At 39.6% G+C, this 16636-nt stretch carries 17 protein-coding genes; 15 read left to right on the forward strand and 2 right to left on the reverse strand.

The genetic code is table 11. From position 1 onward, the window contains the following. Positions 1-16: 16 nt before the first annotated feature. Positions 17-901 carry a fructosamine kinase family protein gene (locus tag U0R10_RS05970; RefSeq protein ID WP_377983046.1) on the forward strand — a complete coding sequence of 295 codons (885 nt, stop codon included), beginning with the start codon at positions 17-19 and terminating at the stop codon, positions 899-901. On the opposite strand, the gene U0R10_RS05975 is transcribed toward U0R10_RS05970, so the two are convergent. Next, positions 891-2132 carry a 4-hydroxy-3-methylbut-2-enyl diphosphate reductase gene (locus U0R10_RS05975; protein WP_377983047.1) on the reverse strand — a complete coding sequence of 414 codons (1242 nt, stop codon included), beginning with the start codon at positions 2130-2132 and terminating at the stop codon, positions 891-893. The genes U0R10_RS05970 and U0R10_RS05975 overlap by 11 nt on opposite strands. Before the next feature lie 234 nt (positions 2133-2366). Between U0R10_RS05975 and U0R10_RS05980 the strand changes: the two genes are divergently transcribed. Genes U0R10_RS05980 through U0R10_RS06000 form a run of 5 tightly spaced genes read left to right on the forward strand, consistent with a single transcriptional unit; the run spans position 2367 to position 5054 of the window. Then, a complete protein-coding gene (locus U0R10_RS05980) occupies positions 2367-2984 on the forward strand; it encodes a hypothetical protein (protein WP_377983048.1) in 618 nt (205 codons plus the stop codon). An 8-nt stretch (positions 2985-2992) separates the two neighbouring features. After that, on the forward strand, positions 2993-3343 hold the full coding sequence (locus U0R10_RS05985) for a hypothetical protein (protein ID WP_377983049.1): 351 nt from the start codon (positions 2993-2995) through the stop codon (positions 3341-3343). 5 nt (positions 3344-3348) lie between these two features. Beyond that, positions 3349-4122 (forward strand): exodeoxyribonuclease III, encoded by a 774-nt coding sequence (locus tag U0R10_RS05990; protein WP_377983050.1) that lies wholly within the window; start codon positions 3349-3351, stop codon positions 4120-4122. Then, a complete protein-coding gene (locus U0R10_RS05995) occupies positions 4122-4424 on the forward strand; it encodes a (2Fe-2S) ferredoxin domain-containing protein (RefSeq protein ID WP_377983051.1) in 303 nt (100 codons plus the stop codon). Before U0R10_RS05990 ends, U0R10_RS05995 begins: the two co-directional genes overlap by 1 nt. Before the next feature lie 6 nt (positions 4425-4430). Then, the gene (locus U0R10_RS06000) at positions 4431-5054 is read left to right on the forward strand and encodes a hypothetical protein (RefSeq protein ID WP_377983052.1); all 624 of its coding nucleotides are present in this window, start codon (positions 4431-4433) and stop codon (positions 5052-5054) included. Here U0R10_RS06000 and U0R10_RS06005 read toward each other — a convergent pair whose 3' ends face one another. After that, positions 5055-5735, reverse strand: coding sequence for a YjjG family noncanonical pyrimidine nucleotidase (locus tag U0R10_RS06005; RefSeq protein WP_377983053.1), 681 nt, complete (start codon positions 5733-5735; stop codon positions 5055-5057). A 51-nt stretch (positions 5736-5786) separates the two neighbouring features. Between U0R10_RS06005 and U0R10_RS06010 the strand changes: the two genes are divergently transcribed. The 9 genes from U0R10_RS06010 (at position 5787) to porU (ending at position 16557) form a co-directional block, all read left to right on the forward strand. Further along, positions 5787-6596 (forward strand): exonuclease domain-containing protein, encoded by an 810-nt coding sequence (locus tag U0R10_RS06010; protein ID WP_377983054.1) that lies wholly within the window; start codon positions 5787-5789, stop codon positions 6594-6596. 62 nt (positions 6597-6658) lie between these two features. Beyond that, positions 6659-6988, forward strand: coding sequence for an NADH-quinone oxidoreductase subunit NuoK (gene nuoK, locus U0R10_RS06015; protein WP_377983055.1), 330 nt, complete (start codon positions 6659-6661; stop codon positions 6986-6988). Between the two features lie 30 nt (positions 6989-7018). Then, positions 7019-8899, forward strand: a complete 1881-nt coding sequence (gene nuoL, locus U0R10_RS06020) for an NADH-quinone oxidoreductase subunit L (protein ID WP_377983056.1) — start codon at positions 7019-7021, stop codon at positions 8897-8899. A 21-nt stretch (positions 8900-8920) separates the two neighbouring features. Continuing rightward, positions 8921-10372 carry a complex I subunit 4 family protein gene (locus U0R10_RS06025; RefSeq protein WP_377983057.1) on the forward strand — a complete coding sequence of 484 codons (1452 nt, stop codon included), beginning with the start codon at positions 8921-8923 and terminating at the stop codon, positions 10370-10372. A 19-nt stretch (positions 10373-10391) separates the two neighbouring features. Next, complete coding sequence (locus U0R10_RS06030) at positions 10392-11789, forward strand: NADH-quinone oxidoreductase subunit N (RefSeq protein ID WP_377983058.1); 1398 nt, start codon at positions 10392-10394, stop codon at positions 11787-11789. 12 nt (positions 11790-11801) lie between these two features. Further along, positions 11802-12293 carry a GtrA family protein gene (locus U0R10_RS06035; protein WP_377983059.1) on the forward strand — a complete coding sequence of 164 codons (492 nt, stop codon included), beginning with the start codon at positions 11802-11804 and terminating at the stop codon, positions 12291-12293. A 207-nt stretch (positions 12294-12500) separates the two neighbouring features. Beyond that, positions 12501-12674, forward strand: a complete 174-nt coding sequence (locus tag U0R10_RS06040) for a hypothetical protein (protein ID WP_377983060.1) — start codon at positions 12501-12503, stop codon at positions 12672-12674. 60 nt (positions 12675-12734) lie between these two features. Next, the gene (locus U0R10_RS06045) at positions 12735-13355 is read left to right on the forward strand and encodes a SprT-like domain-containing protein (RefSeq protein WP_377983061.1); all 621 of its coding nucleotides are present in this window, start codon (positions 12735-12737) and stop codon (positions 13353-13355) included. Next, positions 13327-16557, forward strand: a complete 3231-nt coding sequence (gene porU, locus U0R10_RS06050; RefSeq protein ID WP_377983062.1) for a type IX secretion system sortase PorU — start codon at positions 13327-13329, stop codon at positions 16555-16557. Before U0R10_RS06045 ends, porU begins: the two co-directional genes overlap by 29 nt. Positions 16558-16636: the final 79 nt, after the last annotated feature.

Here is a 16636-nt window from a genome sequence, read left to right on the forward strand (position 1 = left end):
CCTTGATCCGATAGCTATGTCACAACAATCCCAAGAACAATATCAGTTTATTGCCCAAATATTGAGCAAACATACTGGGGAGTCAACTCAAATCGATGACTTCCAATTTTTCTATGGGGGGAATTTCAATTTGGCAGTTAGGTTGCGCGTTAAAAACACCGAATATTTCATTAAGTGGACGCAAGGCGACCATCAAGGACTTTTTGAAGCAGAGGCCAAAAATTTACAAATGATCCATGCTACGGGTGCCATTCAGGTGCCTCAAGTATTGGGAGTTGGCCAACTCGATGAAAAGGAATATTTGATGATGGAGTGCATAGAATCAGCAGATAAGCATGCAAATTATTGGCATGATTTTGGTGAAAAATTAGCGCATTTACATAAAAACACTTCTTCCCTTGGACATGGGCTAGACTACACTAATTTTATTGGTGCTGCTACCCAGGAAAATTCGTGGAAAAAAGACGGAGTAGAATTTTTTATAGAAAACCGACTCAACAAACAGGTTGACCGTGCCTTATATGATCGAAAAATCACTCCTGAATTAGCTGAAAACTTTCAAAGACTTTACGAGAAACTACCTGATTTATTGCCACATGAGGCGCCTGCTTTAATTCATGGAGATTTATGGTCGGGAAATGCGATGGTGAATGAACAAGGACTTGTCACACTCGTGGACCCATGCTGCTACTATGGATTACGCGAGGCTGAATTAGCATTTACAACTATGTTTGGCGGTTTTGATACGAAATTTTATGAGGCTTATCATGCCACATTTCCTATTGAAAAGGGATTTCACGAGCGCATTCCACTCTATAATTTGTACCCACTGATGGTACATGTAAACTTGTTTGGCGAGGGTTACTTACCGGCGGTCAACAAGATTTTAGCTAGTTACTAAGTTGGGCCTCCCAAGTAGCTACCACATCATCAGGCGAAATTGCTCCTGGGAAAAAAGAGACTAATTTTCGAAGTATTTCCTCAATTACTGCGTCTGGACAGGAAGCCCCACAAGTTAATAAAACGACTACCTTTTCTTTATTGGGGATGAAATCCACCGAATTAATCTCTGCTTTTTTCCGATTACTAAAGTGGATCACTTCTTGATTAGATACCAATTGATCAGCGGATTTAATAAAGTAAGTAGGTAATTTCTCATCACATAAATCCACTAAATGTGCCGTATTCGAGGAGTTATACCCACCGGCAACCAGTGCAAAATCTGCCTCCACTTGCAACAAACCATACGTTGCACTTTGATTATCATTCGTCGCATAGCACAAGGTATCTCGGGTATCGGCAAAATGTTGTGTTACCTGATCTGGACTTAAATGGTAATAATCAACGATGACCTCACGTAAATATTCAACAATTTCTTGCGTATCTGTGGCCAGCATAGTCGTCTGATTGACAACACCGAGTCTTTCTAAATCTGTATCCGGATTAAATCCTACCGAATATTGCCCTTCAAACATATCGTAGAACTCCTCAGCAGAACTTTCTTTCCGTATAAATTGAGTAAGCAATTTGGCCTGTGATAAATCCTTGATGACCAAGGTAGGAGTTATCGCCTTCGAATGAGAGAAGGTCGCTTTAGTTTCCTCGTGACTTGGTTTACCGTGCACAATTACGGTATAGTTATTTTTTCCAATCGCATCCGCCCGATTCCAAACCTTTTCCACAAAAGGACATGTTGTATCATACGCATAGGTATCGATTCCTTGTAATTGTAGACGTTCTTGCGTTTCAAGCGTGGTACCAAAAGCAGGAACAATAACGATATCATCTGCATTTAGTTCAGAATAAGGAATAAGAGGCACCCCCTTCGTGTCTTGCAAAAATTGTACCCCGCGATCCAATAAATCTGCATTGACAGCAGGATTATGAATCATCTCTGAAAGTAAAAAAATACGTTTATCCGGATTTTCCTCTATAATGCGATAGGCTGTTTCCACGGCATTCTCTACACCATAGCAAAAACCAAAGTGACGAGAAAGGTGAACTTCTAATGGACCAAATTCTAGTTTGGTAGGACTGAAATCTCGCTTAAGTTTGTCACGAAGTCGGCGAACCTCTTTAATTCGACCAATAAGATTACTTTTAAATAACGAAGGAATCGAAAATGACTTCATGAACTCTCAAATTAAGTAATTAACTAGATTTCTTAGCCCAAATAACTATGATGGCGCTAAAGAGTTTTCAAATTTACCAAATCGACCTATCATTGCCTATAATTAACAAAGAACAAATGACCTTAAAATAATTAATTTTACAAATGGACAATAAATACCATTGCCTGATAAATAACTTGTCGTATTTTTGTTGTCCAATAAAATTGATCTAATTATTATTAATCTTCTAACGCAATGAGCAACTCTACTTCCCGTAAGTATGGATTTAAGCGTTTCATGAAAACAAACTGGATCAGTTCTTTCTTTAAATCATTTATTGAGAATCCAGTCAATTTTCTCTATACCGGACTTGGATTATTTGTACTGATTATCAGTTTCGAAAATTCATTTAGTGACACGCCTACGCAAAAAGGTTATTTAGTCGGCACAATAGAATTCGGTCACGAAGGTGAACACGTGATTCAATGTGATGCCGTCTCAGCAAGTGTTCGTCTTGAATCAGGCCAAAAAACGTTGAGTTTGATTGCCACAAATCAGCAATCGAAAGAAACTATTTACGTGAAGATATTACAGCTCAGAGGCACTGGAACCTATTTTATTCCTGGAGATGGTGAGTCTGGAAATATTGGAAATATCATTCACAATGTGGATGACTTCAGAAATAAAAATAATTTTTACGAAGCCAAAATGCCCGACAGTTCAGGCGTTCAAAATGGGGTAGGACGCCTAAACATCACGTATCTGTCTGATACGGAAATTGAAGGTAACCTCGTACTTATTGGCAATAATCCCAAAGGACAAAAAGCCGTGTTGGAGTCATCCAAATTTAAGGTTTCTATTGTCGTTCCCTAAACATTCCCATGGAATTTGAACCCGCCATCGTGCACGCTTCATTTGAAGCGGTATTAGACTTTTTTGAAAATCAATTTCAGAAACGACCTACCGATTTAGAATCCGTTCTATTTTTGATTGGTGTACAAGAGTTGGGACAAGGCCATGTACATTTCACAAAAGAACAAAAGCAAGATTTGATGCACATTGCTACATGTAAAGTCCTCAGCTACAGCGGTTTTTATGCGCTAGAGGGTCTTGATACTGAAGGATGGCCACATTGGAATTTAGTTAAACCTGTGCCAACCCTCAATTTAAAAGAACAAGATCTCTTGCTGAAAGCACATATTGTGCATTACTTTGAATCTGAAATCTTTTAATCTAAATGAAAATAATCAGTTACAATGTGAATGGCATTCGTGCCGCCATCCAAAAAGGATTCACATCTTGGTTGGCCGAACAAGCAGCTGATATTATTTGTATTCAAGAACTTAAAGCGGAACGTGAACAGGTAGACACGCAAGAAATTGAAGCGCTTGGCTACCACATCTACTGGCATTCAGCACAAAAAAAAGGTTATTCTGGCGTTGCCATATTTTCCAAGCTCAAACCAAATCATGTTGAAATCGGATGTGGCATGGAAAAATACGATTCTGAAGGCCGAGTTATCCGTATCGACTTTGATCATGTTTCTGTGATGAGTGTCTATATGCCTTCAGGCTCAAGTGGGGATGAACGCCAAGCATTTAAGATGGATTGGCTGGCCGACTTCCATGCGTATACATCTAAACTACGAACTCAAATTCCGCATCTGATCATTTCAGGTGATTACAATATTTGTCACCGCGCAATTGATATTCATAATCCAAAGGGAAATGCCAATAGCTCTGGATTTTTGCCCGAAGAAAGAGAATGGATGGAAAATTTCATTCAAAATGGCTTTGTGGATACTTTTCGTCTGATTCGTTCCGACGAACCACACCAATATTCCTGGTGGAGCTATCGTGCTGGTGCGCGTGGAAAAAACTTAGGTTGGCGCATCGATTATCACCTCGCCTCGGACACGTTAAAAGAACGTATTCACAATGCCTATATATTACCAGATGCGATGCACTCTGACCATTGCCCAATTGTTGTTGAACTTAAACCTATCTCCTAATGCACTTCGAAAAACATGTATTTATCTGCTCAAATGACAAAGATGCCCCTAAAAAATGTTGTGGTTCCGGACATGGGATGGAGCTTGTAGAAAAATTTAAAGCTACCTGGGCAGCACAGGGTTTGGACACGAAAATTAGAATTCAACGAGCAGGATGCCTAGACTTTTGTGGAAAAGGGCCTACCATGGTCGTATATCCCGAAGGTGTATTTTATGGAAATGTTCAGCTAGCAGATGTTGAAGAAATTACTGAATCACATCTGGTAAATAATACTCCTGTTTCTCGCCTTCAAATCGGATAAACACGTATGATTTTTCGACTATACCCGACCCTCTTAAATTCATTCTCCTTGTATTTAAACCAAACGCGTGATGCGCATGGCAAAATAATTGTGGATGAAATTGAGATGATTGAGCGTATTAATCGCGTAAAAAAACCAACGACAAAGGCCCAACAAAAAGGCGTCGATTTCGAAAGAGCTGTAACCTTAGGGGAAAATGAAGATTTATTTGCCGAAGGAATTATCGACAAAGCACGTAACCTAATTCCGGATAAATACAAAACGCAATTTTATGTGGAGTCCCGCTATAAAAACACCCAAATTTATGGCTACGTGGATGGCGTTGGAGAACATGTCGCCTTTGATTTAAAGAGCACATCTTTCTATGAGCCGGGAAGGTTTTTAAAGAATCACCAAAACCTATATTTATTAGGTCTGCAAAAATTTGGTATTGAACAACTCGACTACGTCATTACAGATTTTACGGATGTATATGTAGAATCCTATCATCTAAATACCATGGACTTCAATCCCTTGTATGAACAAATCGAAAAGTTTACCGCTTTTTTAGAGGAGAACAAGCGATTCATTCGCGACAAAAAGATTGTCGATCGGAAAGCGAATGACAACCAACTTTCCCTTTTTGAATAATTAGTTGATCCAATCAAGCAACGCGCGCATTTCTTGAATTTGGATCTCACATGAGGAAGCTACATTTCGCTGATTCAAATGAATCCCCGCAATTCCTGCCTGTCCTGCCCCATGAATATCAATGACCGGATGATCTCCAATCATTAAAGCTTCCTCAGGTTTAACTCCCGCTATTTGCAATGCATGATCAAAAAATTCAGGAGCAGGTTTTTTGTGACCTGTAGTTTCAGAAGTAATTACCTCCTTAAAAAAATGACGCATGCCGGCACCCTCAATTTTAACCCATTGAATATCATTAAAGCCATTCGTTAAAATATATAGTGGGTATTTTTGAGCCAGAATTTCGACCACCTCAAATGAATCAGCAATCAAATGTGTTTTTCGTGGTGTTTGATATAAATAAGCTTCTGAAAATTCATGCGCCGGCCCATCTATTTGTAGTGACTCAAAAAAACGCACAAATCTAGTCTCCCGAAGTGTTTTTTGAGAAATGCGACCCATTTGATAATCCTCCCAAAGCGAATCATTTAGTTGCTGAAATGTATTCCACATATAATTCTTATCGGCAATCGGCAGATTGAATTCGTCGAATAATGCTACTAATACTTCATTTGCATTTCGATCGTGATCCCAAATGGTATGATCCCAATCAAAAAAAATTGCTTTAGGGGTAAATTTCATCGAACAAAGGTAATAATAAGCTACCTTTGCGCCTATTAAATTCCAAAAGCTATGGAGCATCAACTGCAACTCAAAAGACCGTTGGCCTTTTTCGATTTAGAAACCACGGGAATTATGGTCAATCGCGACCGAATCGTCGAAATATCGATTGCCAAAGCCAATATTGATGGCTCTGTAGAGGTAAAAACGAGACGTGTAAATCCCGGTATTCCAATTCCATTAGAAGCTTCATTAGTTCATGGAATCTATGATGCCGATGTTCAAAATGAGCCTAATTTCAAGCAAGTAGCGAAATCATTGGCCACGTTTTTAGATGGTTGTGATTTAGCCGGATTTAATTCGAACCGATTTGATGTACCTATGTTGGTTGAAGAATTTCTACGCAACGATGTAGATTTTGATATGAAAAATCGAAAATTAGTGGATGCCCAACGTATTTTCCACATGATGGAGCCGCGAAATTTAACAGCTGCATTCAGATTCTATTGCGACAAGGAGCTGGTAGGTGCACATGGTGCAGAGGCAGATGTGCTAGCTACGTTGGAAGTGCTAAATGCACAAGTAAAACGATATGCAAACACCAGCATGAAAGATGCTGAAGGAAATGAGTATTTCCCGATTCAAAATGATGTGAATAAATTACACGAATTGAGTGCCTCAAACTCGATTGATTTTGCCAATCGAATGGTTTACAACAAAGATCAAATTGCGGTTTTTAATTTTGGCAAACATATTGGTAGACCTATTTTGGAAGTACTTAAATCAGATCCTTCCTATTATGATTGGATGATGAAAGGTGATTTCCCGATGGATACAAAACGAAAATTGACTGAAATTAAATTACAAGGTTTTCAACGTTAGGGGCTATAAAATTCAGTTTAATTCGTATTTTTGCCTCGCATAAATGCATTTAAATAACGACTATGCAATCGATTCCAGAAGTATTACGTACAATACCACTAACTCATTACATTCTTGTAAGCTCCGCTTTATTCTGCATTGGAATTTTGGGAGTTTTGACCCGCCGCAATGCAATTATTGTATTCATGGCCGTTGAGCTCATGCTGAATGCTGTCAATTTATTGTTGGCCGCATTTTCATCTTATTTTTCAGATCCAGCAGGTCAAATTTTTGTCTTCTTTATTATGGCAGTTGCCGCGGCTGAAGTTGCTGTAGGCCTAGCCATTATTGTTATGATTTACCGAAACATTCAAAGTATTGATATCGGTGTGCTTAATAAATTAAAAAATTAATTCCTGCACACATTCAATCAGCCTAATCATATGTCATTATTCTATTTAATTCCCTTGCTTCCGTTTATTGGTTTTCTCGTAAATGGACTCGCATTCCCCAAATTAAATAAGCAATTAGCCGGTATAATCGGAACCATTCCACCTGTGGTGGCTTTTGCTTTATCCTTGCAATTATTTTTAAATTTTGACGGCCAAACGCAGATTTACACATTAGCCGAATGGATCAAATTAGGCGAATTGTCTATTCCATTTGCTTTTCAAGTAGATCAATTGTCCCTCCTAATGCTGCTCATTATCACGGGTGTAGGGACGTTGATTCATGTGTATTCGATGGGCTATATGGCTCATGATGCAGGTTTGGGCAAATTCTTTGCCTTTTTGAACCTGTTTATATTTTTCATGTTGATATTGGTTTTAGGTGCCAATTTTACTGTGCTATTTATTGGCTGGGAAGGGGTAGGACTTTGCTCCTATTTATTGATCGGATTTTGGAATCAGAAAAATAGTTATGGAGATGCGGCGCGTAAAGCGTTTATCATGAATCGGATAGGTGACTTGGGATTCTTAGTAGGTATCTTCTTGTTAATTCAAGATTTCGGCACAACGGATTATACGGCTATTTTTTCAGCCATTAGCGAAGGCAATGTTCCTGAAAATGTAGGCTTAATTTCTTTCTGTTTGTTTATCGGTGCCATGGGCAAGTCAGCACAAATTCCGTTGTTTACTTGGCTACCTGATGCCATGGCTGGTCCAACACCAGTTTCGGCATTAATCCACGCGGCAACGATGGTAACGGCAGGTATCTACATGGTCATCCGCGCTAATGTATTGTTCGAGTTAAGTCCAGACGTATTGCATTTTGTTGGCTGGATTGGCCTTGCTACCGCTTTACTCGGTGCAGCAATTGGTTTATTCCAAAACGACATCAAAAAAGTATTAGCCTATTCTACGGTATCCCAATTAGGCTACATGTTTATGGGATTAGGTGCCTCAGCTTATACGGCATCTTTCTTTCACGTCATGACGCACGCATTCTTTAAGGCCTTGTTGTTTTTAGGGGCAGGTTCTGTGATTCACGCGATGTCCGACGAGCAAGACATTCGTAAAATGGGTGGATTAAAAAGTCATTTACCTATCACTTACATAACATTTTTGTTAGGGACAATTGCCATTGCGGGTATACCTCCTTTTGCTGGTTTCTTCTCTAAAGATGAGATATTGGCTAGCTTGTATCATCACGATCCAATCATGTGGTGGTTGGCGATCTTAGGTTCAGCCATGACGTCATTCTACATGTTCCGCGTATTTATTTTAACATTCTTCGGCGAATTCAGAGGTTCGCAAAAACAGGCAGACCATTTACATGAATCGCCGTGGACGATGACACTACCATTGATCATTTTAGCTATTTTCTCAGTCGGAGGTGGAATCATCAATTTGCCACATTTTGCCGGCGGAAATGAATTTTTAGCCCATTGGTTAGCCCCACTACTTCCTGCAGCTGGTGAGGCCGCCGAAGTTAATTTCTTAAGCTTAGAAGGAGGAGCGCCACTATTAGCTGCCTTTTTACCTGCGGCGCTGGCAATCTATGTTTTTGGTATGCAGAAATCTGTCCCAGGATCGGATGAATCAGTTTCAGGAATTCAAAAGGTAGTATACCATAAATTCTATATCGATGAATTGTATGACATGCTAATTGTTCGCCCAATTAGTCTCTTGAGTAATTTCTTGTATCAAATTTTCGAGTTTTTAGTTTTGGATTTAATCGTAGAGGGTGTGGGCAAAATTGTTCAATATGCTTCTACAGAATTCCGACGGATCCAAACGGGGAACGTAGGCTACTACATTTTTATGATTGTTATTTCTGTAACGGTCATTTTATTTTTGGGTCTAAAGACTTGGATTTTATAATCTTTAATCGACGCTAAAGGCATGTATTTACTTTTCATTCTTTTATTTCCACTTGCATTAGGTAGCTTTTTACTACTAGCTAAACCTAAAAATGCATTTGTCATTTCCTTAACTGGATCAATCATTGAGGCGATAGCAGTTGCATATGTGTTGATTCAATCAAGTCAGTCTCCTAATGCACTCACTATTTCCTATCCGTGGATTCCAGAAGCGGGGCTTTCATTTTCACTTTGGGTAGATGGAATTAACGGAATATTGATTGGTTTGACCGGCCTTTTAATTCCATTTATTGTTGGCAGCACGGCAAATACAGAAAAAGCCAATAATCCTGTTTATCAAGGATTAATCTTAGCGATGCAAACTGCTTTAGTGGGATCATTTTTAGCGAAAGACGCATTCTTATTCTACTTTTTCTTCGAAGCTTCCTTATTACCAATTTATTTCCTTTCGGCGCAATTTGGTGGGGAAAATCGCATTGCAATCACATTTAAGTTTTTTGTCTACACACTTTTTGGTTCACTATTCTTGTTAATCGGCTTAATCTACGTGTATCTGCGTACACCGGGTGCAGTAGCTTCATCTGATATTGAAGTATTGGTTGAGACGGCGCGTAGTTTACCTGCGACTTCTCAAAACTATTTGTTTCTAGCATTCTTTATTGCATTTGCAATCAAGATGCCCATTTTCCCATTCCATACGTGGCAACCAGATACCTACACGACTTCCCCAGCACAAGGTAGTATGTTGCTAGGGGGAATCATGTTAAAAATGGGTACCTATGGCGTGATTCGGCTTGTATTACCCATGTTTCCATTGGGACTCATCACGTGGGGAACAAGCGTCATGATTCTTTCCATCATTGGTATAATATATGGTTCAATCATCGCAATCCAACAAAAAGATGCGAAACGTCTAATCGCATATTCTTCTTTTGCACACGTAGGGCTTATGTCGGCAGGGATATTAACAGGTAGTTTGGCAGGTATTCAAGGAGCTTTGTACCAAATGCTTTCGCATGGTATAAATATCGTGGGATTATTTTTCATCATTGAAATCATTGAGCGTAGAACAAAAACACGCGAAATTGCCCAATTAGGAGGAATTACGCAAGCATCATATATGTTGAGCGTGGCATTCGTTGTGTTAAGTTTAGGGTCAGTTGCTTTGCCATTAACGAATGGATTTATCGGCGAGTTTCTATTATTAAAAAGTGTCTTTGATCAAGATATGTGGATGGGGATAATTGCTGGGATTACCATCATTTTGGGAGCGGTATACACGTTACGCTTAATTCAAAAAAGCATGTTTGGTAATGTTTCGCGCATTACAAAAGAATTTGAAGATTTAACATCAGCAGAAAAAATGGTCTTAGTGCCGCTAGTTATCCTTGTACTCTTGGGTGGAATTTTCCCTCAAGTCGTACTTAATTACAGCGCAGAAAGCGTGGAGAAATTAACGCAATTACTTAACTAAGATCTATAACGCATCTATTATGACGGCTATTATTGCTTTATCAATTTTTGGAATTAGTAATCTATTTTTAGGTTTTTGGCTTTCAAGAAAAACCATTCAAACATTCACGTTAGGTTTTTTAGCACTTAGCATGGGCTTAACGGTGGCGGATTGGAATCATGAATATCTGTGGTTCGGCAATATGTTCCGCTCGACGAACACCTCTATTAATTTTAGTATCATTATTCAATTAGCTGCGTTTTTTGTCGTAGCATTTTCGAATGCATTTGGCCAAGACGATGAACATACACATCCGGCTGAATACTATGCCATCATGTTATTCTCGGTTGAAGGTGCTATTCTCATGGTTTCCTTCGACCATTTAATCATGCTGTTCGTGGGCCTAGAAATCCTTTCGGTATCCATGTATGTTTTGACGGGCTCCGACAAACGTAATTTGCGATCTAATGAAGCTGCGATTAAGTATTTATTAATGGGTGCTTTTGCGACGGGTATTTTACTATTCGGTATTACCTTAGTTTATGGAGCTACACGCTCATTTTATATTGCCAATATAGCAAACGCGATTGCAAGTACACCGAAAGAATCTATGCCAACTTTCTTGTATGCAGGTATTTTACTCATGCTTGTAGGTATGCTTTTCAAGGTTTCAGCAGCTCCTTTCCATTTTTGGACCCCAGATGTATATGATGGAGCGCCAACTATCTTTACGATGTTTATGTCCACAGTCGTGAAAACAGCAGGTTTTGCGGCATTATTTCATGTGTTTTCAGGCATGTTTGGTGGGTTGTATAATACGTGGGCACTGCCGGTATATTTTATAAGTATGTTGACCTTAGTGATTGGTAATGTGACGGCGGTATACCAACAAAGCATGAAGCGCATGTTAGCCTATTCTAGTATCTCGCACGCTGGGTATATGTTGATGACGGTATCTGCCAACCAGGCAACGACGACATCGACGATACTTTATTATTCATTAGCGTATACATTGGCAACGGTAACAGCTTTTGCGATTTTCAAAATCGTTTCAGAATATCAAACAGGCCGGGTGGAAAAACCAGAAAATTTTCAAGCATTTGACGGTTTAGCGAAACAGAATCCATTGTTGGCATTTTGCCTGACCATATCACTATTATCGCTTGCAGGCATACCATTAACAGGTGGATTTTGGGGAAAGTTTTTTGTTTTTTCAGACACATTCCACCGCAACATTACCTATTCAATTATCGTAGCTGTATTAATGTCGGCCGTAGGTATTTACTATTATTTCAAAGGAATCATTGCAGCTTATTTTAAAACGAGCGAAATGGAAACGATTCAAATTCCCGGTTTATATAAATTAGCTTTAGTGATTAGTACAGTAGGAACACTTGTGTTAGGTCTTTATCCTACATTCGTTAAAACTTTATTTTAAGCAGCTATTGATTTGAAGAAGCAAACCAGCCTATTTAATCGCAAAGATTTAATCGCATACTTTATCATTGCGGGAATTGGGGCTGTGATTCAGTTATTAGCAGGAGGTTTATTAAAGGATTGGTTTCGACTGCCGTACGAATCTACTATCTTACCCGCTTACTTTGTTTCGCTGATCGTTGGCTTTATCCTAACTAAATTATTTGCATTTAATGCGCGTCAAACTAAACAGACGCAGCGCGAAATGATCAAATTCTTACTCGTTGCCACATTTTCTGGCTTTGTCACATGGCTTTTTAGTGTCATGCCCTATTCCATTATTTCGCGTACGTATGCGGACTATTTCATTCAAATACCATATTCGATTAAGCGCATCAATGTGACACAAGTGGGAACTACCGTGAATGGAATGGGATTCAGCTTTATGTCAAACTATGTTTTACACAAATCCTTCACCTTCAAAAGCAGCGGGTTTTACGACCGATTTAAGGATTTAATCAAGTAAACTTGCTATATATTCTCCAAGTATTATACTCAATCTTAAGTAAACCTTAAGATTTCTTAAAAATAGAACTTGATTTCTGGCAAAATGAGGCACTTTTTGGCAAAATATTAGCCAAACCTTAAAAAAATCTTAAAAAAAATAGCAAATCTTTGGGGAATCTAAATTTTCCTACTACTTTTGGAACTCAAACCTTAAAATATTACAAAAATGAAAAAAGTATTCGCTTTAGCTTTCGTTGCTGGTATGGTAACTTTAGCATCTTGTGGTGAGAAAAAAACTGAGGCTGCTGCTGATTCAGTTGCTGTTGATACTGCTGCTGCTGCACCAGTTGATTCTGCTGCTGCTGACACTGCTGCTGCTGACACTGCTGCTGCTAAATAATTTTAGCCAAGCTACAGAAAAGAGTCCTTCACTTGTGGAGGACTTTTTTTATTCCCTCGAATGACGAAAAGCAAAAAAATAGAATCATTCTTTGATCACTTCCCTCCTGAAGTGGCAGAATATTGCTTTCAATTATGGCAAGACCATCCATTCGACTTTATTGTTTCGAAAGCACGCGGCACAAAACTTGGTGACTTCCGCTATTCTCCTACCAAAGGCTATCAAATTACGGTCAATCACAACTTAAACCCGTATGCTTTTTTAGTCACTTACATACATGAAGTGGCACACCGGGTGACGTACGATATCCACAAAAGTAAAGTAAACCCACATGGAAACGAATGGAAACGTAATTTCTATGAACTATTTGAGCCTATTTTAGACGAGGAATTATTGCCCGCCTCGCTCGTGCATGTATTAAAGAAATACCTTCAAAACCCGGCTGCAACGTCTACGGGCTATACGCCACTTGTGAACGTATTAGCAACATTCGATTCCCAACCAGCCATAGGTACTCGGCTTATTGATTTAGAAGAAGGAACTGTGTTCCAACTAAAAAACCTGATCCTCATCAAAGGGAAACTTCGCAGAACACGCTACATTTGTCAAGACACTCAATCAGGGAGAAACTATCTAGTTGCCAAAAACGCATATGTACAACCGCAAGAACCTTTGGCGTAAATTCAAGTTTATTGGCATTTTACTCGTTGGACTACCCCTTGCAACCTTTTCGCAATCTCCTTTCAAAGATGGTACTTGGCATCGGATAGCGATTGCTAACTCCGGATTCTATCGAATCGATCAAGCGTGGTTACGTAAACAAAACATTACCGGGGACACCCGGAACATCGGACTCTATACATCTGCGCCCGGAATGCTTTTACAAGATCCCGCAAAAGCGCTCACAAATAACTTATATCCAGTTCCGGCTTCATTAGAAGAATCAGGCCAACTAATTTTTTGGGGAGAATCACCAAATGAACTTCAATTTGACGCAAAATCAGCTTCCTGGAACCAAACAACACATGCGTATACCGACTCGAGCTACTATTATTTACGCATAGACGACCCAAAACCTCTGCGCATTAATTTATTTAGACCATCAAAGGGTAACGGAAGTCCACTCAACTTCGGTACCACACTTTCACGATACGAACCGGAAAAATATAACCTCATTCAATCCGGACGCATCTGGTTGGGAGATGCACTTTATGGATCTGGAAATTTAGCCCTACAATATGCGCTAAAAGATGTTAAAGATGGATCACCTGGAGAACTAAAAGCTCGATTTTATGCCGGCGCTACAAGCGCCAGTAAATTCACACTATCTATTCCAGGTAATACCCCCATTTCAACCGAAATTCCAGCAATATCCGGGAATAGATACGATCAAAAAGCATTTTTTACAGATATAAGACAGCCCATCAATGTAGCTCCAGCTAGCTCAAATTGGAATTGGAATATCGCCTATCAAACAACTTCAGGAACTGGATATGTAAATTATATTCAGCTTGCTTATGCTAGAAAATTTAATGCAAATACGGAGCTCCCACTTTATTTGTTTACCAATTCACGAGATACAACGGCCAACTTACAAATACCAAATTTGCAACCTGCGAGTCTAGTTTGGTTTAAAAATGGACAAAATGAATGGCAAAAAATACAAGCTCCTGGCACAGAGATGGAAATTCGTATTTCTCCTGGCAGCCAATTAGCCCTTGGAAATACAAACCTGGCGTCATACCCTGTTTGGCGCGATCGGTTTTCGAATCAGGACCTCCTGGCTCAAGATCCAAAGTTACAATTCATCATCATCACAAGCCCGCCTTTACGCTCAGCAGCAGAAAAACTGGCTAAATTCAAGTCAGACATCCAAAAAATTCCTACTCAAACAGTTACAACAGCCCAAATTTACCATGAATTTTCAGGAGGAAAACAAGATGTAAGTGCCATTAGAAATTACCTACAAGCATTGGCTAAGCAAACGGCTTTGCGGTATGTATTAATTTTAGGTGATGCTTCTATAGACTACAAAGGCAAATCGGCCGTGGCCAGTGCATTAGAAAAAAGCTGCTATGTGCCTACTTATCAAAGTCTCGAATCTACGCAACCCCTAATGAGTTATTCATCCGACGATTACTTTGGAATTATAGATACCCAAGCGGGGGACTGGGAGAATACCCAACCGAATCTCCAACTGGCTGTTGGCCGAATTCCTGCAAAGAATCCCGATGAGGCTAACATGTTCGTTCAAAAATTAATTGACTACCAAAGTAAACCATCGGTAGCCACCAAACGGCCCTATCGATTTAGCTGGGTTGCAGATGACGGTGATTTTTCGATTCACATGCAAGATGCGGAAGACTTTTCGACCAGTATGCAAGCGAGTAATTTGGCATTCGATTATCAGAAAACTTATTTGGATCAATTCCCCATGGAAGTTGCTAATGGTCAATACACATCTAATGCAGCCAAAAAACAAGTGCTTTCCCTATTTAATCAAGAAGCCGATTTCATCCATTTTGTTGGCCACGGTTCCGAAAGTGGATGGACTGATGAAAAAATTCTCACCAACAATGATCTTGTTGGCCTAAAAAACAGCCAAAACCTTCCCATCTTACTTACGGCAACTTGTCAGTTTGGTCGGTTCGATGATCCTAACCAACTTTCTGGAGGAGAAATAGCCTTGCTTTCTCCGCAGGGAGGATCTATTGCACTAATCAGTACAACAAGACCTGTATTTCAAAGTAGCAATTATCTGTTTGGAAAGGCGTTTTACAGCTTTTTAAAAGCAAATCTTAGAAACAAGGATTACCGGCTAGGTGACTTATTTCGAGACACAAAAAATGCCAGCAAAACCGGAGTCATTAATCGGAACATCAGTTTGTTGGGAGATCCGAGCAGCCCTTTACCTTGGCAAAGTGCCCAGATTACTATTTCGGCCAATGGCGATAATTATACGGCTAAATCAGAAAGCCCGGCTGACGGCCAAGTGGCGGCCTACTATTATTCGGAAAACTCGAAAGTAAAAACACTAGGAACAAAAGGCGATGCCTTTAGCTATTTCGCACCTGGAAAACTCATAGGCAAGTCGGCGCATACCATGAAACAAGGCAATGCATCCATCTCGGGAAATAGCATTCCTTCTAAAGGAGGGAAAATCGAGCTAAAGCTTATTGGCCAATCGAATACAGGCATGCCCATTTCTGGATACCAACTGGTTGATAAAAAACAAAACACCTTACCAGATACAAAAGCCCCGGTTATACAAATTTCATTTCCGGACGAACTCAAGCAAAATCCTGTCTCTTCCAATCCGATTGTGCTTATCAATATTTCAGATGAACAAGGACTGCGCTGGCTAGGGCCCATGAATGAACCAGCCTACCTGACGCTAAATGATACGCTAAAGATTCCCATATTACCTTTTTGGGAGCCAACGGTAGATTTGCCCAATCAAGGTAGCATGCGCTATCGACTAACAAATCTGTCTCCAGGCGCCTATACGTTAGGGGTGAATTGTTGGGACACTAACAATAATGCCAGCCAACAATCGTTAACATTCACGGTAGTAGAAAATTCGTCAAGTCGGCAGCCTTGGATCTTATTTCCGAATCCAGCTAAAGAAAAAATGACTTTCCGAACAGAGGTAACCCGTATTTGGAGTAGCGATCGATATGAACTTGAGATTTTTAATTTGATGGGAGAAAAAATCCATACACAAGCTGGTAGTTTAACTCCGTTCGGCGGCCAAGAGTCAGGATTTGAGTTTTCTGTGGATATGCTAGGAGCAGGAGTTGTGGGCTTTGTTAGGATAAATATACGTGACAGTCAAGGTAAAATCATCGAAACTGTTAAATCCAAAATATTGACCCTAAAATAAATTTTGACAAAGATTTTTTTCAAATTTCGAACATTTACCTTAAAAATAACTATTTTTGAATCTAGCTTTAATGCTAAGA

Source organism: Aquirufa avitistagni (assembly GCF_042715545.1).
GTDB classification, from domain to species: Bacteria; Bacteroidota; Bacteroidia; order Cytophagales; family Spirosomataceae; genus Aquirufa; species Aquirufa avitistagni.